General features: G+C 58.7%; 22 protein-coding genes. 14 read left to right on the forward strand and 8 right to left on the reverse strand.

Annotation, left to right across the window (positions count from 1 at the left end):
* Positions 1-41 precede the first annotated feature (41 nt).
* The 4 genes from GBK02_RS01510 to GBK02_RS01525 all read left to right on the forward strand — a co-directional run bounded on the left by GBK02_RS01510 (position 42) and on the right by GBK02_RS01525 (position 6,170).
* On the forward strand, positions 42-1,184 hold the full coding sequence (locus tag GBK02_RS01510) for an FIST signal transduction protein (RefSeq protein WP_203468022.1): 1,143 nt from the start codon (positions 42-44) through the stop codon (positions 1,182-1,184).
* Positions 1,185-1,195: 11 nt separating this feature from the next.
* Positions 1,196-4,309 carry a response regulator gene (locus GBK02_RS01515; protein WP_203468023.1) on the forward strand — a complete coding sequence of 1,038 codons (3,114 nt, stop codon included), beginning with the start codon at positions 1,196-1,198 and terminating at the stop codon, positions 4,307-4,309.
* A 77-nt stretch (positions 4,310-4,386) separates the two neighbouring features.
* The gene (gene ttcA / locus GBK02_RS01520; RefSeq protein ID WP_203469263.1) at positions 4,387-5,250 is read left to right on the forward strand and encodes a tRNA 2-thiocytidine(32) synthetase TtcA; all 864 of its coding nucleotides are present in this window, start codon (positions 4,387-4,389) and stop codon (positions 5,248-5,250) included.
* A gap of 38 nt (positions 5,251-5,288) precedes the next feature.
* On the forward strand, positions 5,289-6,170 hold the full coding sequence (locus tag GBK02_RS01525) for an adenylate/guanylate cyclase domain-containing protein (protein WP_203468024.1): 882 nt from the start codon (positions 5,289-5,291) through the stop codon (positions 6,168-6,170).
* Positions 6,171-6,215: 45 nt separating this feature from the next.
* On the opposite strand, the gene GBK02_RS01530 is transcribed toward GBK02_RS01525, so the two are convergent.
* The 8 genes from GBK02_RS01530 to recA are packed head-to-tail and all read right to left on the reverse strand — an operon-like array spanning position 6,216 to position 12,011.
* Positions 6,216-6,479, reverse strand: a complete 264-nt coding sequence (locus GBK02_RS01530; RefSeq protein WP_203468025.1) for a PsiF family protein — start codon at positions 6,477-6,479, stop codon at positions 6,216-6,218.
* Positions 6,480-6,529: 50 nt separating this feature from the next.
* A complete protein-coding gene (hprK, locus tag GBK02_RS01535) occupies positions 6,530-7,465 on the reverse strand; it encodes an HPr(Ser) kinase/phosphatase (protein WP_203468026.1) in 936 nt (311 codons plus the stop codon).
* A gap of 9 nt (positions 7,466-7,474) precedes the next feature.
* Entirely contained in the window at positions 7,475-7,921 is a 447-nt protein-coding gene (gene ptsN, locus GBK02_RS01540) for a PTS IIA-like nitrogen regulatory protein PtsN (RefSeq protein WP_203468027.1), read from the reverse strand.
* 54 nt (positions 7,922-7,975) lie between these two features.
* Complete coding sequence (hpf, locus tag GBK02_RS01545; protein WP_203468028.1) at positions 7,976-8,299, reverse strand: ribosome hibernation-promoting factor, HPF/YfiA family; 324 nt, start codon at positions 8,297-8,299, stop codon at positions 7,976-7,978.
* A 15-nt stretch (positions 8,300-8,314) separates the two neighbouring features.
* On the reverse strand, positions 8,315-9,784 hold the full coding sequence (locus GBK02_RS01550) for an RNA polymerase factor sigma-54 (RefSeq protein WP_203468029.1): 1,470 nt from the start codon (positions 9,782-9,784) through the stop codon (positions 8,315-8,317).
* Positions 9,785-9,812: 28 nt separating this feature from the next.
* Positions 9,813-10,550, reverse strand: a complete 738-nt coding sequence (lptB, locus tag GBK02_RS01555) for an LPS export ABC transporter ATP-binding protein (protein ID WP_203468030.1) — start codon at positions 10,548-10,550, stop codon at positions 9,813-9,815.
* Positions 10,547-10,990, reverse strand: a complete 444-nt coding sequence (gene recX / locus GBK02_RS01560; protein WP_203468031.1) for a recombination regulator RecX — start codon at positions 10,988-10,990, stop codon at positions 10,547-10,549. Before recX ends, lptB begins: the two co-directional genes overlap by 4 nt.
* Positions 10,983-12,011 (reverse strand): recombinase RecA, encoded by a 1,029-nt coding sequence (gene recA / locus GBK02_RS01565; protein WP_203468032.1) that lies wholly within the window; start codon positions 12,009-12,011, stop codon positions 10,983-10,985. Before recA ends, recX begins: the two co-directional genes overlap by 8 nt.
* Before the next feature lie 265 nt (positions 12,012-12,276).
* On the opposite strand from recA, the gene GBK02_RS01570 reads away from it, so the two are divergent.
* The 10 genes from GBK02_RS01570 to GBK02_RS01615 all read left to right on the forward strand — a co-directional run bounded on the left by GBK02_RS01570 (position 12,277) and on the right by GBK02_RS01615 (position 23,548).
* On the forward strand, positions 12,277-12,927 hold the full coding sequence (locus tag GBK02_RS01570; RefSeq protein ID WP_203468033.1) for a pseudouridine synthase: 651 nt from the start codon (positions 12,277-12,279) through the stop codon (positions 12,925-12,927).
* A gap of 85 nt (positions 12,928-13,012) precedes the next feature.
* A complete protein-coding gene (locus tag GBK02_RS01575; RefSeq protein ID WP_203468034.1) occupies positions 13,013-14,509 on the forward strand; it encodes a sodium:solute symporter family protein in 1,497 nt (498 codons plus the stop codon).
* A gap of 135 nt (positions 14,510-14,644) precedes the next feature.
* A complete protein-coding gene (locus GBK02_RS01580) occupies positions 14,645-15,703 on the forward strand; it encodes a VanZ family protein (protein WP_203468035.1) in 1,059 nt (352 codons plus the stop codon).
* Positions 15,652-18,366 carry an HAD-IC family P-type ATPase gene (locus GBK02_RS01585; RefSeq protein ID WP_203468036.1) on the forward strand — a complete coding sequence of 905 codons (2,715 nt, stop codon included), beginning with the start codon at positions 15,652-15,654 and terminating at the stop codon, positions 18,364-18,366. The genes GBK02_RS01580 and GBK02_RS01585 overlap by 52 nt, the downstream gene beginning before the upstream one ends.
* 25 nt (positions 18,367-18,391) lie before the next feature.
* A complete protein-coding gene (locus GBK02_RS01590) occupies positions 18,392-18,700 on the forward strand; it encodes a ferredoxin (RefSeq protein WP_203468037.1) in 309 nt (102 codons plus the stop codon).
* Positions 18,697-19,335, forward strand: coding sequence for an alpha/beta hydrolase (locus GBK02_RS01595; protein ID WP_203468038.1), 639 nt, complete (start codon positions 18,697-18,699; stop codon positions 19,333-19,335). The genes GBK02_RS01590 and GBK02_RS01595 overlap by 4 nt, the downstream gene beginning before the upstream one ends.
* Positions 19,323-20,240, forward strand: a complete 918-nt coding sequence (locus GBK02_RS01600; RefSeq protein ID WP_203468039.1) for an ATP-binding cassette domain-containing protein — start codon at positions 19,323-19,325, stop codon at positions 20,238-20,240. Before GBK02_RS01595 ends, GBK02_RS01600 begins: the two co-directional genes overlap by 13 nt.
* 157 nt (positions 20,241-20,397) lie before the next feature.
* Positions 20,398-21,519: a branched-chain amino acid ABC transporter substrate-binding protein gene (locus GBK02_RS01605; protein ID WP_203468040.1), complete on the forward strand. Its 1,122-nt coding sequence runs from the start codon at positions 20,398-20,400 to the stop codon at positions 21,517-21,519.
* Positions 21,520-21,821: 302 nt separating this feature from the next.
* Positions 21,822-22,538, forward strand: coding sequence for a hypothetical protein (locus GBK02_RS01610; protein WP_203468041.1), 717 nt, complete (start codon positions 21,822-21,824; stop codon positions 22,536-22,538).
* A gap of 107 nt (positions 22,539-22,645) precedes the next feature.
* A complete protein-coding gene (locus GBK02_RS01615; protein WP_203468042.1) occupies positions 22,646-23,548 on the forward strand; it encodes a hypothetical protein in 903 nt (300 codons plus the stop codon).
* The last annotated feature ends 8 nt before the right edge of the window (positions 23,549-23,556 follow it).

Raw genomic sequence — 23,556 nt, forward strand, 5'->3', positions numbered from 1 at the left:
TGTGATATTTTTGTCATAAATACACGCCAAAGGGAAGCGTCATGCACGTCAAACAGATTGTCATTCGGAAAGCAGCCGAATTGAACAGCAAACTCGCTTCTTTATCGCTGGCCGATCCCGATCTGCTGCTTCTTTTCGGCTCCGTGTCCCACATGGCCGAACCCGGTCTGTCCGATACATTGCGTGCAGCATTCCCCAAAGCCCGACAACTCGGTTGTTCAACGGCCGGAGAAATCACTTCTGACGGTGTCGATGATGGAAGCTGCACGATCACCGCCGTCAAATTTGCCAATACACGCATCCTTGCGGCCAGCACGCAGCTTACCGGAATGGCCGACTCCTTTGGAGCCGGCGAACGTATTGGCCGCCAACTTGCTGCGGTCGACCTGAAGACCGTGCTGATTTTCGGCCCGGGGGTCAATATCAACGGCAGCGCCCTGGTTGACGGACTGACCAGCATCATCGGCAATACAGTACCGATCACCGGAGGCCTGGCCGGCGATGGCGGTGCATTCAAGCAGACATTCACGCTCGGCCAGGAAGGCATTTCCGAACATGGCGTCGTCGCCATCGGACTGTGCGGCAACGCCTTGTCCTTCGGTCACGGCTCCTTCGGCGGCTGGGAGCCCTTCGGCCCGGCCCGCAAGGTCACGCGCTGCGAAGGCAATGTTCTTTACGAACTCGATGGCGAGCCGGCGCTCGACATCTACAAACGCTATCTTGGCGAACACGCCCAGGGCCTGCCGGCCTCCGGCTTGTTGTTTCCTTTTGCGATGCTCGGCGAGGACCACAACGCCATCGGCCTGATTCGCACCATCCTGGGCATCGATGAAACCAGCGGCAGCCTGACCCTTGCTGGAGAAATCAACGTTAACGGCTATCTCAAGCTGATGCATGCCAGTACGGATAAACTGGTCAACGGAGCCGAAGCAGCCGCCGAAGCAGCCAAATCCTTGCTCGAAGCACCAGGAGAATCACTGGCCATCCTGGTCAGCTGCGTTGGCCGAAAATTGGTCATGGGTACCCGCGTTGATGAGGAAGTCGAAGCCGTCGCCGAGATTTTCGGCAGCAAAGCCATCCTCACCGGGTTTTATTCTTATGGTGAAATCAGCCCATTCACACCGGGCACATCCTGCAAGCTGCATAATCAGACAATGACCATCACTTACCTCGGAGAAGTCTGAACCGACCAGCCATGCAAAAGACCCTTCTTCGCCAGCTCAAACGCAGCATCGGCGTTGCCGATGAGACGGAGCTCGCTCGTTTGCTGGCCACCCTGCAGGCGGCAGCTGAAACGGCTGATCCGGCGATGCAGGGGCTGCTGGCCGGATTTGGGGATCTGCTTGAGCGTGTCGGCAACTGCTACGATCAATACGAGCGTGACCTTGAGTTACGCACGCGCAGCCTGGAGATTTCATCAGGCGAACTGTCGGCAACCAACGATAAGCTGCGTAACGAACTGGCCGGACGTGAAAGCGCGCTCAAGTCCCTGCGTGCGGTCGCCCGGGATCTGCTGCCGCAAAGTGATCCGCTTGAAAACGAGCAGGCGCTGGCCGATGACGACATCGCTGTACTGTCGCAAAAAATCGGGGAACTTGTCGCAGAAAGCGAGCAAGGTCGCCGCCAGCTGGCCGACCAGAAATTTGCCCTCGACCAGCACGCCATTGTCAGCATCACTGATGCCAATGGGACCATCCTTTACGCCAATGACCGGTTTTGTGCGATCAGCGGCTATACCCATGAAGAACTGATCGGACAGAGCCATCGCATCGTCAATTCAGGGACGCATCCGGCATCACTGTTCCGCGACATGTGGGGCACGATCACTCTGGGCCAGGTGTGGCATGGCGAAATGTGCAATCGGGCCCGGAACGGCAACCTTTACTGGGTCAATGCCACCATCGTTCCCTTGCTCGATGAAGCCGGGCAGCCGGAACAATATATCGGCATCCGGACCGAAATCACCGACCGGAAATTGATGGAAAGCCAGTTGTCAGAACAACTGCACCTGGTCGAGGAGTTGATCGAAGCTATCCCCTTGCCGGTCTACATGAAAGATACCGCCGGACGATACATGCGGCTCAACCGTGCCTTCGAGCTGATGTTCAATGTCAGACGCGAGGATTTCATCGGGCGCACGCTGTTCGACATCCTCTCGCCGGAAGATGCCCGTATCCATGCCGAGAAGGATGCCGAACTCTTTGCCGTCAAAGGCACCCAGATTTATGAAGCGTCGGTGCACAACCAGGATGGCCTGCGCTTTGACACGATTTATCGCAAAGCTTCGCTCAACCGGCAGGATGGCAGTCCTTACGGTTTGCTCGGCACGATTATCGACATTACCGAGCGCAAACAGGCCGAAGCCGCCAGCCTGCTCGCCAAGGAAGCGGCCGAAGCGGCCAGCCGGGCAAAGAGCGATTTTCTGGCCAATATGAGTCATGAAATCCGTACGCCGATGAACGGCATCATCGGCATGACGGATTTAGCCCTGGATACGGCGTTGACCGAGGAACAGCGCGAATTCCTGAGCATCGTCAAATCATCGTCCGAAGCCTTGCTGACGATCATCAACGATATCCTCGATTTTTCAAAAATCGAAGCCGGCAAACTGCTGGTCGAGCATATTTCCTTCGATCTCCATCGCGTCATTGCCGATACCTTGAAGACGCTGGCCCTGCGCGCCCATGAGAAAAACATTGAGCTGGTTTGCGAGATCCAGCACGATGTTCCGCGCCAGGTCATCGGTGACCCCAGCCGGATTCGTCAGGTTCTGCTCAATCTCATCGGCAACGCGATCAAGTTCACCGAAAAAGGCGAAATTGCCCTCAAAACCTCGTTGACCGCAAAACTCGACCAGCAGGCCACGATCCAGTTTTCCGTTCGCGACACCGGCATCGGCATCAGCCAGGACAAACAACTGCTGATCTTCGACGCCTTCTCGCAGGAAGACACCTCGACAACACGCAAATACGGCGGTACTGGCCTCGGCCTGTCGATCTCGCGTCGCCTTGTCGAACTGATGGGCGGAGAAATGGGCTTGATCAGCGAGCCGGGCAAGGGCAGTACCTTCCATTTCGCCATACCGCTGGAGATCGATGCTCAACCGGCCCCCATGCCCGCCTGCCAGATCGATCTGTGCGGACGACGGATGCTGATCGTCGATGACAATGCAACGAACCGTCGCGTCCTGTGCGGCATGCTTGCCGCCTGGAATGTGATTACCGAAGACGTCGATTCAGGCGCCGCAGCCCTGATTCTGATGCGCAATGACACCCGCGGCTTCGACTGCATCATCCTTGATGCCCACATGCCGGAGATGGATGGCTATGCACTGGCCAGTTCTCTGCGCAGCGAACATGTCGATTTGCCTCCGATGCTGATGCTCTCATCCGGTGCCATGCGCGGCGATGGCCAACGCTGCCAGGAGGCCGGCATCGCCGGCTTCTTCTCGAAGCCGATTGCCTCGGAAGAACTGCTTGCCGCACTCTGTCGGGTTTTCGACAATGCAAGCCGCGAACCATCGACACCGCCAACCCAATTGGTCACACGCCATGCGCTGCGCGAATTACAACGTACGCTGGATATTCTGCTGGTCGAAGATCATCCGACCAATCAGAAACTGGCGCTCGGCCTGCTCGAAAAATGGGGGCATCGGACCACCCTGGCCAACCACGGCCAGGAAGCACTGGATATTCTCGATCACCAATCGTTCGACCTGATCCTGATGGATATGCAGATGCCCGTCATGGGCGGGCTGGATGCAACACGGCAGTTCCGTGAGCGCGAGGCTATCAAACAACAAAAGCGCACACCGATCATTGCCATGACGGCGGCAGCAATGCAGGGCGACAAGGAAGCCTGCCTCCGGGCAGGCATGGATGACTACATCTCGAAGCCGATCAAGACCAAGGAACTGCTTGAGAAACTACTCGATTTCGGGGCTCGGATCGATCCACCAGACGAAGAACCCTGTGCCTTCGACTACGCCGCTGCGCTACGCAGTGCAGACCGTGAGACTGTCGAAATCATTGCCGACGTTTTTCTCGACACCTGGGAGCGCGATTTCGCTCGCATGCGTGATGCGCTAACCGACAACGATGCTGCAACGCTCGAACGACTGGCCCACAGCTTTCGGGGATCGCTCGCCTGTTTTGCAGCAGAACCTGCCGTACGGGTCGCCAGTGGCCTTGAAGTACGAGCCAGAAATGATCAACTCGATGGTATTGCACGAGAAATCGATTCGCTGGAAACAGAAATTCGTGCGATCTCACGTCATCTAGTCGCCATCAGCAAGCACCCGGCAAGGTAAACTCGCCCCTTTTTCACGGTCGACCGCAGTCTTTTGTCTGATTTCCGGCAAGCAGACGGCAAATGCGCAAATTCATCATGACGATCTCAAATACTCTGCAAAAACTCCGCAAATCCCTCGAAAGCCGTACCGGCAAAGCCATTGCCGACTACAACATGATCGAGGATGGTGACACCGTGCTCGTCTGCCTGTCTGGCGGCAAGGATTCCTACACGCTGCTCTCCGTCCTGATGGCCTTGCAACAGCGTGCACCGATCAAGTTCCGCCTGATCGCCATGAATCTCGACCAGAAGCAGCCCGGCTTTCCGGCCGATGTCTTGCCGCGCTATCTTGATTCGGTGGGGATTGAGTATCGGATTGTCGAATCGGATACCTATTCGATCGTCAAAGACAAGATTCCAGAAGGCAAAACCACCTGTTCGCTCTGTTCCCGCCTGCGTCGCGGCATCATTTACCGCACCGCCAAAGAGTTGGGTGCCAACAAGATTGCCCTCGGCCACCACCGTGACGACATGGTGCACACGTTGTTCCTGAACCTGCTGTTTGGCGGCAAGCTGAAGGCCATGCCCCCCAAACTGGTCACCGACGACAAGGCACACATCGTGATTCGTCCGCTGGCCTATTGTGCCGAGAGCGATATCGCCAAATTTGCCCGTGGCATGGAGTTCCCAATCATTCCCTGCAACCTCTGCGGGTCGCAGGAAAATCTGCAGCGCCAGAAAATCAAGGAAATGATGGCCGACTGGGACAAACGTTTTCCGGGCCGGACCGAATCGGTACTCACCGCAATGCAGAATGTCGTGCCATCCCATCTCGCCGACAACCGGTTTTTCGACTTCAAAGGCCAGACACTGGACACCGCCATCGAAGAAGGCGATATTGCTTTTGATGCCCCGGAAATGCCATTGTCAGGTAGCATTCCAATCAATCTGTCATTTTGATCCGAACTCCCTTTCGCCACTTCCGCCACTGATCCGGTATGAGCCAAGCACAACAAAGACGTGTCATCATGTTTGCCGACATATCGGGCAGTGCCGGGCTGTTCGAGCATCTCGGCCAAGCCGAGGCGGCCTATGCCATCGAACGTTGCGTCAACCGGATGTCCCGCTCGATCGAAGGCTATGGCGGCCTGATCGGTGAAATGGTCGGTGACGAATTACTCGCCAGTTTCGAAACAGCGGCGGAAGCCTGTCTTGCCGCCATCGACATGCAACAGCGCATCGCCGATCTGCCCGCGGTGTCGGGCCACAAACTGAGCATTCGTATCGGCATTCATGCGGGGCTGGTCAGTTTCAACGGACAAAAGCCGGTGGGCGAAACAGTCACCACGACCGCTCGAATTGCCGGTATCGCCGGTGGCGACCAGATTCTCGCCAGCTCGGTAATTCAGGCGGAAGTCATCGATCATCCGGCCATCATCCTGCAGGCCCAACCCGGCCGTGGGACGATCCGTGAGTCGACCGCCTCGGTCAGCCTGTTCCTGGTCCGGAACCCGGCCCCCAAGGAAGATGTCGCTGTCGCACCACCGGCTGCTCAAGCGGCGAAACTGACCATTCGCTATCGTGGTAAATCGTTCCTGATGGACGAAAAAAGTCAGACGCTCACCTTTGGCCGCGATCTGGGCTGCAAGATTCTGGTTGAAGATCGCAAAGCCTCTCGTCAGCATGCCCGGATCGAACTTCGGCCAGAGGGATTTTTTCTGGTCGACACAAGCACCAATGGCAGTTTTGTCAGCTTCGGAAAGCATCGGGAGGTCATGGTCAGGCACCATGAAATGCGCCTCGAAGGTGAGGGCTGGATCGCCTTTGGCAACTCAGGCAACGACCCTTCGGCGGACAAGGCCGAATTCAGCCTGCAGTAAATAAAAAGGCCATCCAAAGATGGCCTTTTTCAATGGTTGACCGCGTTACTTCGCGCCACCTGCCTGAGCATCAGCGACACATTTTTTCACGAAGCTGTTCTTCGCAGCCCCGGCCAGTTTCTTTTCCTTGGCCGTCGCATTGCAGGTTGCAGCAGCCGGGCCTTGTGCATCGGCTTCGCATTTTTTCATGAAGCTGTTCTTGGCAGCACCCGCCAGTTTCTTTTCGGCAGCACGCGAAGCGCAATCATCGGCGGCATAAACGGATGAAGCGGCAAAAGCAACAAGCAAAAGGCTAATCAGTTTTTTCATCGTTCAGTCCCTCGGGGTTGGTTGATAGTAGCCGGGCAACTATCGATCATTCATGCATCATCGTCAAGCATCATGCGCTGCTGGCGATCCATGAAGTCCTGCATGCTGTCGATTCCCCGTAGCTGCAGGATGGTATTGCGCACGGCAGCCTCCAGCAAGACGGCCAGATTGCGGCCTGCAGCAACCGGAATGACCACCTTTCTGACCGGCACCCCCAGCACTTCCTGGGTTTGGGCATCGAGCGGCAAACGGGGAGCATCGCCGGCAGAAACCGTCTTTTGCAAATGGACGATCAGTTTCAGTTTCATTTTCCGGCGGGAAGCCGTTTCGCCGAAAATAGTCCGGATATTCAGCAAGCCCAGACCGCGAACCTCCAGGAAGTCGCGCAACATGCCGGGGCAGCGTCCTTCTATCGTGGTCGGTGCAATACGGGCCATTTCGACTACATCGTCGGCGACCAGACCGTGGCCACGCGAAATGAGCTCAAGCGCCAGTTCTGATTTGCCAACCCCGGAATCGCCGGTGATCAGCACGCCCATGCCCAGCACATCCATGAATACACCGTGCAGATTGACCGTATCAGCCAGTCGGGCAGACAGGTAAATGCGCAACAGATCAATCACTGCCGAGCAGGGCTTGGGGGACAAAAGTAGCGGCGTATTCGTCTGCTTGCAGGCATCGATCAGGATATCCGGCGGCGTCAGACCATCGGCAACGATAACTGCTGGTGGCAGGGCCGCAAGCAGGTCGAGAAACATCTGCGCGAACCGACGCTCTCCGATCCGGAAAGCCCAGTCATATTCGGCCTGTCCCATGACCTGCAGTCGTTCGGGGTGAATGATGTTGATGTGCCCAACCACATCGGCACCATAGTTGTTCGACAACTTGATCTCGATGTTGCGTTCGGCCTGCTGCGCCATCATCCAGCTAAGCAGCAGCTTTTCCCGATTATCTTCGTAGAGCTGGGTCAGGCTGATGTGGCGCACGAAATTGGCTCAGACCTGAAACAGGGTAACCACAGCGGCAGGGTCGGTTGCCGCAAGCAAGGCTTCCCGGAAGGGCTTTTCGGCAAAGCGCTGGGCCAATTCGGAAAGAATCTGGAGATGTTGTTCTGTCGCCTGTTCTGGAACCAGCAGCACGAACAGGAGATTGACCGGACGCCCATCCGGCGAGTCGAACGGTACGGGCGTTGCCAGACGCAAGAAAGCACCGGCAGCCTGCTTGAGGCCCTTGATCCGACCATGCGGAATGGCAATACCTTGCCCAAGACCGGTCGAACCCAGTTTTTCACGGGCAAAGAGGCTTTCGAAGACAACTGCACGGGCAAGCCCGAGATGACTCTCGAAAAGCATGCCGGCCTGTTCGAAGACCCGCTTTTTGCTGCCTGCCTCAAGATCAAGAAGGACCTGTGTGGCTGACAGAATATTGGCTAAGGGGTTCATAGGAAAATTCAGTGATGCATGGGCCGCAGCGCGGTGGCTGCGGCCGAACGGCAATTATTCTGCCGCGAGAATGACAGGCTTTTCACCGCGATGGTGATCCTGAACTTTTTGCTTGTATTTCTGGACCTGGCGATCAAGCTTGTCAAACATGGAGTCAATCGCTGCGTAGAGATCGTCACCGGACTCTTCGACATGCATGTCCTTGCCCGGAACGTGGACGGTCACTTCTGCTTTCTGCTTGAGCTTCTCGACAGACAAAATCACGTTAACGCCGGTGACTTTATCGAAATGGCGAACAACAGGGTCAAGTTTGTTTTCAACGTACTCGCGCAAAGCAGGGGTAACGTCGATATGGTGACCAGTGATCTGCAGATTCATGCTTTTCTCCTCTCTCTACAGGGTCTTGCGTAAATTGACCGGCGGGATGTTAAGCGATTCACGGTATTTGGCTACTGTGCGTCGGGCTACAACGATTCCCTGCTGGCCTAGTATTTCGGATAATTGGCTATCCGACAAGGGCTTCTTGCCATCTTCTGCGCCGATCAGTTGTTTGATCAGTGCCCGGATGGCCGTTGCAGAACACGCACCACCGGTATCGGTGGCAACGTGACTGCCAAAAAAGTATTTCAATTCAAAGATACCGCGCGGCGTGGCCATGTATTTCTGGCTGGTAACGCGTGACACGGTCGACTCGTGCAAACCGAGAATATCGGCAATCTCGCGCAACACGAGCGGACGCATCGCCACTTCGCCATGCTCGAAAAACTGGCGCTGACGATCGACGATCGCCTGGGTGACGCGGTGAATCGTTTCAAACCGTTGCTGAACATTCTTGATCAGCCAGCGTGCTTCCTGTAGCTGGCCGGTCATGTTGCCGTTTCCACGACGCTGGCGTGACAGGATTTCAGCGTACAACCGATTGATCCGCAAACGCGGATAGGCATCCGGATTGATATAGGCGGTCCACTTTCCCTTGAGCTTGCGAACCATCACATCCGGGGTGATATAGCGTGCTTCAATGGCTGCGAAACGTGCGCCCGGGCGAGGATCAAGGCTGACGATCAAACTGTGTGCCGCTTTCAGGGCGGGATCTTCGCAATCCGTCAGACGACGGATTTTGGCAAAGTCGCGGGCGGCGAGTAATTCAAGGTGTTGCTCGACAATGGTCAGCGCCAGGTTGCGCACCGAAGTTTCCGGCAAAACCTTCAGCTGCAGGGCGAGGCATTCTTTCGGCCCACGCGCACCGATACCTGTCGGATCAAAGCTCTGGATATGGCGGAGCGCAATTTCCAGTTCCTCCAGCTCGATTTCATACTCGGGCGGCAGGGTTTCCCATAACTCGTCGAGAGGCGCCGAGAGATAGCCATCATCATCAAGCGCTTCGATCAGGAAACGCACCAGGCTGCGATCCCGGTCCGACAACTGGGTCATGCCCAATTGCCAGCCGAGGTGATCGCGCAAACTGGTTGTTGCGGCATGGATGTCGTGGCTGTCGCTGTCATCGTCTTCATCGCGACCTGCCCCGGTATAGGTACCGGCATCGGATGACCAGCGATCGTCATCGACGTCGGATGGCGCACTCGGAATATCCTGCTCGCGCTCTTCACGCGCATCCCGTTCGTCGCGCTCAGCCCGCTGTTCGCGCTCACCCTCATCGCTCTTCGGCGCATCGAATTGCTGAGCCGAAGAATAAGACTCCGTTCCGGCGTCATCATCCCGTTCAAGCATCGGATTCTCAAGCAGATAGCGCTCGATTTCCTGCTGCATCTCGATCGTCGATAGTTGCAGCAACTTGATCGATTGCTGCAACTGTGGCGTCAGGGCCAGATGCTGGGAAAGCTTGAGTTGAAGTGCCGGTTTCATCGAATGGGGTAGGGACGCTGCTTATCGGTCAGAGCTTGAAATGCTCGCCAAGGTAAACCTTGCGCACACTTTCATTATCAACGATTTCATCCGGACGGCCAGCGGCCAGAACGCGCCCCGCACTGATAATGTAGGCGTGATCGCAAATACCCAGGGTTTCACGCACGTTGTGATCGGTGATCAGTACCCCGATGCCCCGCTCCTTGAGGAAACGGATGATTTTCTGGATTTCAAGTACCGCAATCGGGTCGACCCCGGCAAACGGCTCATCCAGCAGGATGAAGCGCGGGCTGGTTGCCAGGGCCCGGGCAATTTCGACACGCCGGCGCTCGCCGCCGGAAAGCGCTGCAGCATTGACGTGACGGACATGGCCGATATGCAGTTCGCCGAGCAAACCCTCCAGTCGGTCATTCAACTCTTTCTCGGGCAGATCGAGCAGTTCCAGCACGGCACGAATGTTTTCCTCGACGTTCAGCTTGCGAAAGACCGAGGCTTCCTGCGGCAAATAGGACAAGCCCTGGCGGGCCCGGCTGTGCATCGGCAGGTGGGTCAGCTTCGCATCGTCGATGTAAACCTCGCCGCCATCAGCCGGTACCAGACCGACAATCATGTAGAAACAGGTTGTCTTGCCAGCACCATTCGGCCCGAGCAAACCAACGACCTCTCCACTTTTGACCTCAAAAGACACATCCTCAACCACCGTGTGCGACTTGTAGCGCTTCTTCAGGTTGTGGGCAGCCAGCGTGGAAATCTTTTTGTCCGTCATTCTTCGGCTCCGCGCATCACTCGGCGTATGGCGTCGCCGGAAAAACCACGATATTGCAAAAATCGCATCTGCTTGCCGCGCTCTTCAGCCGATTGCGGCAACTGCTTGAACTTTCTTGCCCAAACCTGACGACAACGCTCGGTCTCGTCGCCGGCTTCCGGCAAGGCTGCAGCGATTTCATCATCGCTCACGCCGGTCTGGCGCAACTCCTGGCGCAGCCGCGCGTTGCCGTAACGTCCGGCCCGGGCAACGACGCGCTGAGTGGCAAAACGGGAATCCGAGAGCAGGCGCTCCGCCTGCAGTCTTTCGAGGACAGCATCGAGCTGTTCCTCGGATTCCGCCTGCGCGGCGAGCTTGGCCTTCAACTCCGCCCGGCTGTGATCACGCCGGGTAAGGAGTCGGAGAGCCGCGACACGCAGCGCAACAACCGGATCAGGCATCAGCCTTGGCGGCCTTGACCGGTTTGATCACGTTGGTGCTGGCCGCTTCGCGAATACCGGCCTCGATTTCCTGGGCAATTTCCGGATTGGCCCGGAGGAATTCGCGCGCGTTGTCCTTGCCCTGACCGATCTTTTCGCCTTTGTAGGCATACCAGGCACCGGATTTGTCGACCAGCTTGTGGGCGACGCCCATTTCGACGATTTCGCCGTGACGGGAAATACCTTCGCCGTACAGGATGTCGAAAATGGCTTCGCGGAACGGCGGGGAGACCTTGTTCTTGACGACCTTGACCTTGGTTTCGCTGCCAATCACTTCGTCGCCCTTCTTGATGCCGCCGATGCGGCGGATGTCGAGGCGGACGGAGGCGTAGAACTTGAGTGCATTGCCGCCGGTAGTGGTTTCCGGCGAACCGAACATGACGCCGATCTTCATCCGGATCTGGTTGATGAAGATAACCAGCGTGTTGGTCTTCTTGATGTTGGCGGTCAGCTTGCGCAGTGCCTGGGACATCAGGCGGGCGTGCAGGCCGACCATCTGATCGCCCATTTCGCCTTCGATTTCAGCCCGCGGGGTGAGGGCGGCGACGGAGTCGATGATGATGATGTCGACCGAGCCGGAACGAACCAGCATGTCAGCGATTTCAAGAGCCTGTTCGCCGGTGTCCGGCTGGGAAATCAGCAGGTCGCCGACATTGACGCCGAGCTTCTGGGCGTATTGCGGATCAAGCGCATGTTCGGCATCGATGAAGGCAGCAGTACCACCGAGTTTCTGCATTTCGGCAACGACCTGCAGACACAGCGTCGTCTTGCCGGAAGATTCCGGGCCGTAGATTTCGACAACGCGACCGCGCGGCAGGCCGCCGACGCCAAGCGCGATATCGAGACCGAGCGAACCGGTCGAGACAACCTGAATGCCTTCGTCAATTTCGGCATCGCCCATCTTCATGATGGAACCTTTGCCGAACTGCTTTTCGATCTGTTGCAGCGCTGCGGCGAGCGCCTTTGCCTTGTTGTCGTCCATGGGCATACCTCTAGAATTTGACGGAATTATGGCACAGGGGCCAAAGATGGAATAGAAATTGCAGTTACCGGGTTCATGATCACTACCGATAGACACCGCCGACGGGGAATGCGTATGCTCCACACCTTTCGTCGAAGCTTTGCGTATAGCGAGCAGCGCACGACACACAATATACTGTGTATATTTACAGTTATACCGTTGGCGCCCTGCGAATGCAAGTCCGCATTGCTGCCTTGCCATTTCGCCGCCTGCAGATTTTCCGCCAATGACGTATTCGCCGCCCCCGCTCGCCCCCCTCGATTATCTTTACGCCGACCCGTCGATGATCATCGTCAACAAACCGCATGGCCTGCTGTCGGTGCCGGGGCGCGGCGAAGAGAAGCAGGATTGCCTGCTGACCCGGGTTCAGCGCGACTTTCCCGATGCGCTGACCGTCCATCGACTCGACATGCAAACCTCGGGGCTGCTGGTTTTCGCACGCGGTCCGGAAATGCACCGCCGACTGTCGCGTCAATTCCAGGACCGCAAGGTGGACAAGCTTTACGTCGCCGTGGTGATCGGCCAGCCGGAAAACAAGAGCGGTGAAATCAATCTGCCACTGATCGTCGACTGGCCTAACCGGCCGAAGCAGATGGTCGACTTCGAACTCGGCCGCCCCTCGCTGACCCGCTATCGCGTTGTATCGACCGCCGCAGATGGTCGCAGCAGCCGCGTCGAGCTGGAGCCGGTGACCGGCCGTTCGCACCAGTTGCGGGTTCATTTATTGTCGATCGGCCACCCCATTCTCGGCGACGACCTGTATGGCGGCGAAGCTGAATTCATGGCCGACCGCCTGCAATTGCACGCCCGCGACCTGGCGGTCTTTCACCCGCTGACCGAAGAGCGCCTGGAGTTTCACTGCCCAGTTCCATTCTGAGCACTTCTGGCAAGCGCAACGACAGTCCGCATTGACCGTATAATTCCCGCGTTTTCAACCTCTTGCCACGGTCGACCGCGCAAAAATGCTGATTTGGTTCGTCGTCCTTTACCTGCTCGTTTCCATCGGCATCGGCCTGTTTGCGGCAACCCGCGTTCATAGCGCCAAAGACTTTGCCGTCGCCGGACGCCACCTGCCGCTACCGGTCGTCACCGCAACCGTATTTGCCACCTGGTTTGGGGCCGAAGCTGTCTTTGGCGTTTCCGCCACCTTCGTCAAGGACGGTTTGCGCGGGGTCGTTGCCGACCCATTCGGCTCGGCCATGTGCCTGATCATCGCCGGCTTCTTTTTCGCCAGGAAACTCTACAAGCTGAACATCCTGACGCTCGGCGATTATTTCCGGATGCGTTACAACCGCAGCGTCGAAGTCCTCACCACACTGTGCATCGTCGCCAGCTATCTCGGCTGGGTATCGGCCCAGATCAAGGCGCTCGGCCTGGTGTTCAATGTCGTGACCAACGGCTACATCAGCCAGAGCGCCGGCATGATCCTCGGCGCCGCCATCGTGCTGACCTACACCACCTTCGGCGGCATGCTCTCAGTCGCCATTCTCGATTTCGTCCAGATGGGCGTCATCATGGGCGGCATGCTGTACATCGGCTACATCGTCTCCGGCCTGACCGGCGGCGTCGAATTGGTCATCAATCACGCGTCGACCGCAGGCAAGCTCGATTTCTTTCCCCCCCCCGACCCCTGGCAATGGCTGACCTTTCTCGGCGCCTGGATGACGATGATGCTAGGCTCGATTCCGCAACAGGATGTCTTCCAGCGCATCACCTCCGCCAAGAGCCAGAAAATTGCGCTGTGGGGCTCGGTGCTCGGCGCATCGATCTATTTCTGCTTCACTTTTGTCCCGATGTTCATCGCTTATTCGGCGACCCTGATCGACCCTGAATTGTTCAACGGCCTGCTGCAGACCGATTCGCAACTCGTCCTGCCAACCCTTGTCCTGCAGCACACTCCGGTCTTTGCCCAAGCCATTTTCTTCGGCGCCGTGCTGTCGGCCATCATGAGTTGCTCGTCGGCTACCTTGCTGGCACCTTCGGTCGCTTTTTCGGAAAACATCATCCGCGGCTTTTTCCCGCACATGGATGACCGTCGCTTCCTGATGGTCATGCGGGCTTCAATCGTTGTCTTTGCCTGTATCGTCCTGTGCTTTGCGCTCAACTCCAACGCCAGCATTTTCAAGATGGTTGAAAATGCCTACAAAGTCACGCTGGCCGGTGCTTTCGTTCCCTTGTTCTTCGGTGCTTTCTGGCGGCGGGCCAGCACGCAGGGCGCGCTCTGTGCCATTTTCGGCGGCCTCGTTTCATGGCTGCTGATTGAACTGCTGGTTGGCGAAGCCAGTCTTGTCCCGCCGCAACTGATCGGCCTGGCCGTCAGTATGCTGGGCATGGTGGCCGGATCCTTGCTGCCGCAATGGGTCGGCCATGCCATGCCGCTCGAAGACATGCACAGCGCCTTACACCATCGCGCGGCAGCAGAAACCCACCACACGGCAGAACACCCGCACCGCCATTAAAGCGGGTTGAAATGGCCCGGCAAGTCACGATTACCTGACATTGAGTCGGGAGCAGGGCGTACTGCAGCCAAAACAGAATGATTGTTACTAAAGATAAGGGCTGACGGCACCGTCGATAGTCCATAAAATTGGGACATGTCCCAGTTTTCCCGCGGCCCCATCCTGCTTTCCCGCTACCTTGCACTCGCCTGGCTCGGGCTGGTCATCTACGGTAGCCTGCACCCATTTACCGGCTGGCGCGACACCGGCATTTCACCTTTTGCCTTTCTCGAAGGCGGCCTGCCGCGCTATTGGACCTTTTTTGACCTGGCCGCCAATGTCGCGGTCTACCTGCCACTCGGCTTCTTTTTGACCCTGGCGCTTTATGGCCTGCCTGGACGGCTGACCGCACTTGTACTCGCCGTACTGCTTGCCGGCGGCGTCAGTTTTGGCATGGAAGCCATACAAAGCTGGCTCCCGTCGCGCGTCCCGTCCAATCTTGATCTGGCCTGCAACAGTCTGGGCGGATTATTCGGTGCGATGTGGGCACAAAGCGTCGGGCCACGTGTTTTTGCGCGAATTTCAGCCTGGCAGGATGAGGTCATCGCCCCGATTCCCCACGCCGAACTCGGCCTGACCCTGCTCGGCCTCTGGCTGCTCGTCCCACTGTCGCCGGAAACCCTGCTGTTCGGTGCAGGTGATTTGCGTCAGACGCTCGGTTTGAGCGGCGCGGTGCCTTTTGCTGCCGAAAGCTTCATGTTGATTGATGCCAGCATCACCGCCTTCAATGCCCTGGCGGTCGGCCTGATTGTCCGGATGTTGTGCGCCCGCCTGATCGTCGCCTATCTGATCGTGCCGCTTTTTCTGCTGCTCGGACTGGCCATCCGGACACTGGCCGCAGCCATCCTGATCAGCCCGGGTGAAGCACTGGCCTGGCTGACCCCCGGCGCCCAGACCGGTCTGGGACTCGCTGCCGTCACCCTCGCACTGACCTTGCTGCTGCCCGCCACGCCGCGCCTGATGATCGCGGCCATGGCCCTGATGGCCGGCACCGTCCTGGTCAATCTGGCGCCGCCCAACCCGTATTCGACCGCTGCTCTGGCCACCTGGCGGCAAGGTCACTTTCTCAATTTCAACGGCCTCACCCGACTTGTGGGTACGCTATGGCCTTTCCTGACCCTGCCATTTCTGCTCCTGACAACACGTCGACCGTAAGCTGGCATGCGGAAACGGCTGAAGACGCCGCCCGGCGCCTGTCGACCGATCTGCAGCGCGGTCTCGACGCGATCGAGGCCGACGCACGGCTCACCCGGCACGGCCCCAATCAATTAAGCCGGAGCAATGCGACTCCGGGCTGGAAGCGGTTTGTCGGCCAGCTTTCCCAGCCGCTCGTCATCGTCCTCCTCGGGGCCGGCAGCATCACCGCCGGACTGGGTGAATGGATCGACAGCAGCGTCATTTTCGGCGTCGTTCTGGTCAACGCTGCCATCGGCTACTGGCAGGAAGCACAAGCCGAAGGCGCCCTGGCCGCACTGGCCCGGACCGTCAGCACGCCGGTAACCGTCTTGCGCAGCGGCCAGCATCAGCAACTCGATGCCCGCCAACTCGTTCCCGGCGACATCGTGCGCCTTGCCGCCGGCGACCGCACCCCGGCCGACCTGCGTCTTTTTCATCAGCGCGAATTGCACACAGACGACTCGATGCTGACCGGTGAATCGCTGCCGGTCAGCAAACACAACGAAGTCATCGCGCAGGAAACAATGCTGGCCGAACGCCACAACATGGCCTACGCCGGCACCACCGTGGTGGCGGGTCAGGGCAGCGGTATCGTGATTGCCACCGGCGACGCCACGGAGACCGGGCGCATTGCCGGCCTGATCGCCGCGGCGGATGAACTCGCCACGCCATTGACCCGCAAGATGACGGCCTTTTCGAACTGGCTGCTCTGGGCGATCGGCGGACTCGCGCTGCTCACCTTCGGTATCGGGCTGGCACGCGGCGAAAGCGCCTTCGAGATGTTCATGGCCGCGGTTGCCTTGGCCGTCGGCGCGATTCCGGAAGGACTGCCAGCCGCCGTCACCGTCACCCTGGCCATCGGCGTTGCCCGCATGGCACGCCGCCGGGCGATCATCCGGCACTTGCCAGCCGTCGAGACACTGGGCAGCACCACCATCATCTGCTCGGACAAAACCGGCACCCTGACCGAAAACGCCATGACCGTTCGCGCCCTCTGGGCCGCCGGCCAAAGTTTTGAGGTCAGCGGCCACGGCTACGTGCCGGAAGGCACGATCAGCCAACAGGAAAACCCCGCCGAGATCACCGGCGCCTTGCGGGAGATACTCGTTGCCGGCGCCCTGTGCAACGATGCCCACCTGAATCGCAGCGGCGCGCACTGGAAAATCACCGGCGACCCGACCGAAGCGGCCTTGCTAGTCGTCGCCCGCAAGGGTGGCCTGGCCGAACAGACGCTCAGGACCTTGCTGCCGCGTCACGACGAGCTCCCATTCGACGCCTCGCGCCAATACATGGCCACGGCGCACCGGACGGATCGCGGACAACATCTTTACCTGAAAGGCGCGGTGGAAAAACTGCTGCCGCTTTGCCGCGGTCAACTGCAACAAGAGGGTCAAATCGGCCCATTCAAGCCGAGCGATGTCGAACAAGCCGCGCACGCGCTGGCCAGGCAGGGAATGCGCGTCCTGTTGCTGGCCAGCCGGCAATGTCCGGACAACGCGCCGCTCGACGATGGCATCGTCGCCGACCTGACGCTGCTCGGCCTGGTCGGCATGATCGATCCGCCACGCAAGGCGGCTATCGGCGCCATCCGACACTGCCACTCGGCCGGCATCCGGGTCAAGATGATCACCGGCGACCATGCCGTCACGGCACAAGCCATTGCGCGCCAAATCGGCCTGAACGGCGAACGGGTGATGACCGGCCGGGAACTGGCCCGGCTCGATGAACCGGCACTGGCCGCCGCCGCTCACGAGGCCGATGTCTTTGCCCGTGTTGAACCCGAGCAAAAACTGCGTCTCGTCCGCGCCTTGCAGGGCCGTGGTGAAGTGGTGGCGATGACCGGCGACGGCGTCAACGATGCCCCCGCCCTGAAACAAGCCGACATCGGCATTGCCATGGGCCAGGGCGGCACCGAAGTGGCCAAGGCCGCCGCCGACATGGTGCTGACCGACGACAATTTTGCCAGCATCGAAGCCGCCGTCGAGGAAGGGCGGGGCGTCTGGGACAATCTGGTCAAATTCATCACCTGGACATTGCCGACTAATTTTGGCGAAGGTCTGGTCATCGTTGCCGCCATCATTTTCGGCGCAACATTGCCGATCACGCCGCTGCAGATTCTCTGGATCAACATGACCACCGCCGTGCTGCTCGGCCTGACGCTGGCCTTCGAACCGATCGAGCGCGGCATCATGCAACGACCGCCACGCCGACTCAATACACCGGTCCTCGACCACGCCTTGATCCGGCGCATCACGCTGGTTTCTCTACTGCTGCTCGCCGGTTCATTCGGTCTTTTCCTGCGCGAACTCGATCAGGGCCACACGCTCGCCGAAGCACGCACTGTCGCGGTCAACGTCTTCGTCATGGTCGAAATCTTCTACCTGTTCAACTGCCGCTCCCTGACCGTCGGATTCTGGAAACAGGGGCTTTTCTCGAATCCCTGGATCTGGGGCGGCGTCGCTGGCATGCTTGTCCTGCAGTTGCTGCTGACTTACTGGCCACCCCTCAACACACTGTTCCAGACCGCACCGATCGGTTGGACCGAATGGGCTGAAATCACGCTTTTCGCATGGTTCTGCGCGCTGCTGATCGGCCTCGAAAAACACTGGGCAACGTTTCACGTGAAACGGGACGGCCTATAATTCACCCTCCCACAGGAGATTCCCGATGAGCTATTTCAAGCACCACGTATTTTTCTGCACCAACCAGCGCGAAGCTGGCGAACCGTGTTGCAACAATCTTGGCGGCTCTACGGCCTTCGCCTACGCCAAGGACCGTATCGGCGCGCTCAAGCAGAACGGTGCCGGCGCCGTCCGCATCAACAAGGCTGGCTGCCTCGGTCGCTGCGACCAGGGCCCGGTTCTGGTCGTGTACCCGGAAGAAACCTGGTACAACTATGTCGATAACGAAGATGTTGAAGAAATCATCCAGGAACACCTGATCAAGGGCAACGTTGTGGAACGTCTCAAGCTATGAAGGCGCCCGAAGAAAAATTCCTCGTTGATGGACCGGTCGGCAAGATCGACGTCATCATGGAACGTCCGGACGCGCCACGCGGCATCGCGCTGATCGCCCACCCGCACCCGATGGGCGGCGGCGCCAATACCAACAAGGTTGCCTACACGCTGGCCCGGACCTTCGTCAGCCTCGGCTACGCCGCCTTCCGTCCGAATTTCCGCGGTGTCGGCGCGACCGAAGGCGAACACGATGAAGGCCGTGGCGAAACCGACGACCTGCTCGCCGTGCTCGAAGAAGCCAAGCGTCGCTGCGGCGACCTGCCGGTGGCGCTGGCCGGTTTCTCGTTCGGCGCCTATTGCCAGACCCGCGTCGCCAAGCGCTTGCAGGATGCCGGCCATCCGGCCCAGCGTCTGGTCCTGGTCGGCACCGCCGCCGGCCATGTCGAGGGCAGCCGCCAGTACGATACCGAAGCCGTGCCGCACGACACCATCGTCATCCACGGTTCGGCCGATGAAACGGTGCCGCTGGCCAACGTCTTCGACTGGGCCTTGCCGCTCGACCTGCCGGTCGTCGTCGTCCCCGGGGCCGATCACTTCTTCCATCGTCGCCTGCACCAGATCCGCGACATCATCACCCGCGCATGGCGGCACTAGTCGTCGACGCGCTGCGCAAGGCCTATGCCGGCAACGAAGTGGTTGCCGGCCTGTCCTTCGCGGTTGAACCCGGCACCTGCTTCGGCCTGCTTGGCCCGAACGGCGCCGGCAAGACAACGACTTTGCGCCTTTGTCTCGGGTTGACCGCGCCAGACAGCGGCAACATCGCGCTGAACGGCCACACCATTCCGGCCGACGCCCAAAAGGCGAGAGCGCGCATCGGGGTCGTTCCGCAGTTCGACAATCTTGACCCGGACTTCACCGCCAGCGAAAACCTGCTCGTTTTCGGCCGCTATTTCGGGCTGAAGGATGCCGAGGTCAAGGCACGTATTCCGCAGCTGCTCGAATTCGCCGGCCTGACCGGCAAGGCCGACGCACGCATCGCGACGCTCTCGGGCGGCATGAAACGCCGTCTGACGATGGCCCGCGCCCTGGTCAACAACCCCGACATCATCTTTCTCGACGAGCCGACCACCGGCCTCGATCCGCAAGCCCGCCACCTGATCTGGGATCGACTGAAACAGCTCAAATCGGCCGGTAAGACGCTGATTCTGACAACGCATTTCATGGACGAAGCCGAGCGTCTGTGCGACCGCCTGATCGTCATCGACCATGGCCGGAAAATCACCGAAGGCAGCCCGCGCCAGCTGATTGCCGAGCACATCGAACCACAAGTCATTGAAGTTTTCGACGAATCCGGCGGTCAACTGGCCAATTTTGTTGAAAACCACCGAGCCCTGGCCGAGCGCGTCGAAACCAGCGGCGAAACCGCCTTCTTCTACTGCCGCGAACCGCGCGAACTTTTGGCCAAACTGGCCGAAGCCGACGGCCTGCGCTACGTACATCGTGCCTCAAACCTTGAAGACGTATTCATCAAGCTGACTGGGCGGGAATTGCGCGATTAAGGCGCCGGGGATGATCTTCGGCCGAGGATTTTCTTCCTGTGCACTTCCAGTACAATTCCACGCCTTGAATCACGGCATGCAGCGCCAGAAAACAGGCGCCGGATGCACACAGGCCCCTGCGCCGGCAGGGCATCGGTTCCGCTACCAAGGATAATCCATGAAAAAAATCGCACTCGCCATTGTCTGCCTCGGCACCCTGGCTGCTCCCTTGGCCGTCCAGGCCCAAACGGTCGTCAAGATCGCCTTTGCCGGGCCGCTCACCGGCCCCGTCGCTCACGTCGGCAAGGATGAAGAATTCGGCACGCTCCTCGCGCTCGATGATGCCAATGCCAAAGGGCTGACCATCGGCGGCCAGAAAGTCCGCTTCGAACTGATGGCCGAAGATGACCAGGGCGATCCGCGCCAGGCAACCGTCGTCGCCCAGCGCATCGTTGATGCCGGCGCCAAAGGCGTCGTCGGTCACGTGACCTCGGGCGCCGCCATTCCGGCCGCCGCAATTTACGAACAAGGCGGCGTTCCGGCCATCACGCCGTCGGCGACCAGCCCGAAACTGACGCAACAGGGCTTCAAGGTTGCCTACCGCGTTATCGCCAACGACTTCCAGCAGGGCGAAGCGATGGCCAAATACGCGGTCGACGCACTCAAAGCCAAGAAAATCGCCATCGTCGACGACCGCACTGCCTATGGTCAGGGGCTCGGCGATGCACTGGCCGACAACCTGAAAAAACTCGGCGTACAAGTCATCGCCCGCGAATACACGACCGACAAGGCCGTCGACTTCACCGCCTTGCTGACCCGCCTCAAGAGCAAGCAACCAGACGCCATCTTCTACGGCGGCATGGATGCCCAGGGCGCGCCGATGCTCAAGCAGATCAAGCAACTCGGCATCAACACCAAGTTCCTGGCCGGCGACGGTGTCTGTACCGGCGAAATGCTCAAGCTTGCCGCCCAGGCCATGTCACCGGACGTTTACTGCACCCAGGCCGGTCTGCCGGCCGAGAAAATGCCGGGTGGCACCGAGTTCAAGAAACGCTTCAAGCAGCGCTTCAACACCGATGTCCAGCTCTACGCACCTTATGCCTACGACGCCGCCAATGCGCTGATCGAAGCCATGAAGCTGGCCAACTCGGTCGATCCGGCCAAGTACCTGCCGATGCTGCAGAAGGTGAACTTCAAGGGCGTCACCGGCACCGTGGCTTTCGACCCGAAGGGCGACAACCGCTTTGGTGGCATCTCGCTGTATCAGTTCAAGAACGGCAAGTGGGCGGTCATTAACTGAGCAGCCGCTACTAACGAAAAACCCTCCCACGCTTGCCGGAGGGTTTTTTATGTCCTCAGAACAGTCGGAGCCCATGGCCGGCATGCTTGACAGGCAATTGATTGTGAACAGCCTCTGAGAGCACCGACACCGCTCGTCGCCAACAGCCCCCAGCACCTTCGATAATTTACGCAGCATGCCCTTTATGCGAGAATTACTAGGTGTCATTTGCTGTTTGTCATTTTTGACATCCTGCCTCCCAATATCAAAATGACTGGAGACCGGATCAAAACCGTAAACGATTGGAAAGGGAGCGTAACCCAATGAATTGCCTGGCCAGGCTCCGTTATTGGACAGCCATCTACTTTGCAGTTGCGGCTTTTCCAGTAACGGCAGATGAGCACTTCGAACAAGCCAAGGATATTGTCGAGCGCACACTCGGTGGACAGGTCACCGGCAATGATGCCGTCAAGCTCAGTTTTGTCGTACTCAATCGCGATGGCTCGACGCAAATGGAACGGGCTGCACACTTTCCGTTTTACAGCGGTGAGCTAATCCGGGTAAAAGTCGTCAGCAGCCAGAACGGCGCCCTGCAACTGACCAACATTTCGCCAAGTGGAAAAATAACCCCATTCCGCACCATTCAGGTCCAGGCTGGACTGGCCGCCTACTATCCACCAGAAACGGGTGGCGTTCTCGAATTCACCAACAACATCGGTACTGAAATTCTGCGGGTCAGCTTGACGCCGACTCAGGCTATGCCAGTCGCCCAACCGAGCGCCCCGGCCACAGCAGGTCAGCTCCAATACCCCACAAACTACGGGGGAAGTCCGCAAAACTCGGCGCCCCCTCCCGGCAGTTCGTCGGCCACGCCTTCACGAGCCAGTGAGTTCTTTTCCGGCGTTCAGGGGAAGTCTTACACGTATGCCAAGGATATTCGCGAAACGGTTTTGGAGATGCAGCAAGGGACATATCTGACCCGGCCAAGCGGCAGCGGTCCATTGCAGTACGAAGTCAGCATTCAGCATCGCAACCAGTAGGGTGCCCAATGCTCGCGCTCGGCACGATGGCCCCAAGCTGCCAAGCTGTCCCTCTGGACACGGCTGATCCTGTACGCATTCCGCAATTGACTTCAAGGATACGCCCGATGTTTCGCACGATGCGCTTTTTAGTTCCGCTGTTTGCCCTGACGTCGCTTTCCATCAGCCCGCTCGGTGCCTCGTCGAATGCGCCTCAAGACCCGAGCCAGGAAACAAAGGCGATCCCGGCAATTGTCGCTGCACTGCTGTCCAATCTGATTGCCTCGGGTGCCCATAGCCTGACCAATCACTTTTTGCCACAGACTTCCGGGGTGTCGCCCCAAGCCGCCGGGCAGCCCTCCCTGCCATGCCATGCCTCAATCAACAGCGCACAAAAGATCTCGGCGACGATTCGAAATGAATTGATGCAAGCGGGTTGCCAGCTTGTTGGGCAATTTGTCGGGGCGGCTCCGACAGCGTTGAACAGTGCGGTAAACGGACTGGTGGAAAATGTTCAACAGACCCAGTCCGAACTGGCCACCCCACTGAGTTACAGCCCGGTCAACGGACCGAATTACCAAGGTCTGAAAGTCAGCGTCTTGGTGATCAACAGCCTGGGATCGGTCATCGAGGAGCGGGCGATCAACGCATCGTTCTATAGCGGCGAGAAATTCCGCTTGCGGGTGCAATCGACCTTTCCCGGCTTTCTTGAAGTGACCCATACAGCGCCTTCCGGCACGAAAAAGCCTTTGTTTCCTAGGCCGGAAATCGGCCAATTCATGCTAGCGGCGGGCGGTGAAGTGATTCTGCCGCTGGGCCAGCAAAACACTTACGAATTTGCCGGGGATACCGGTATCGAGCAACTTACCTTCAGCATCCGCGACCCGCGTATCGCACATGCGTCACAAGCGGCCCAGGAAGTCTTTCGCCAGGACACGGAGAACGGTAGCTATTACGCCCAAACCCTCGCCGAAGGCCAACTCCCCTATATATCCCAATCCGTGCGCTTGAACCATCGCCCACAGAATTAAGTGAAAAA

Source organism: Dechloromonas sp. TW-R-39-2, from assembly GCF_016864195.1.
Classification (GTDB): Bacteria; Pseudomonadota; Gammaproteobacteria; order Burkholderiales; family Rhodocyclaceae; genus Azonexus.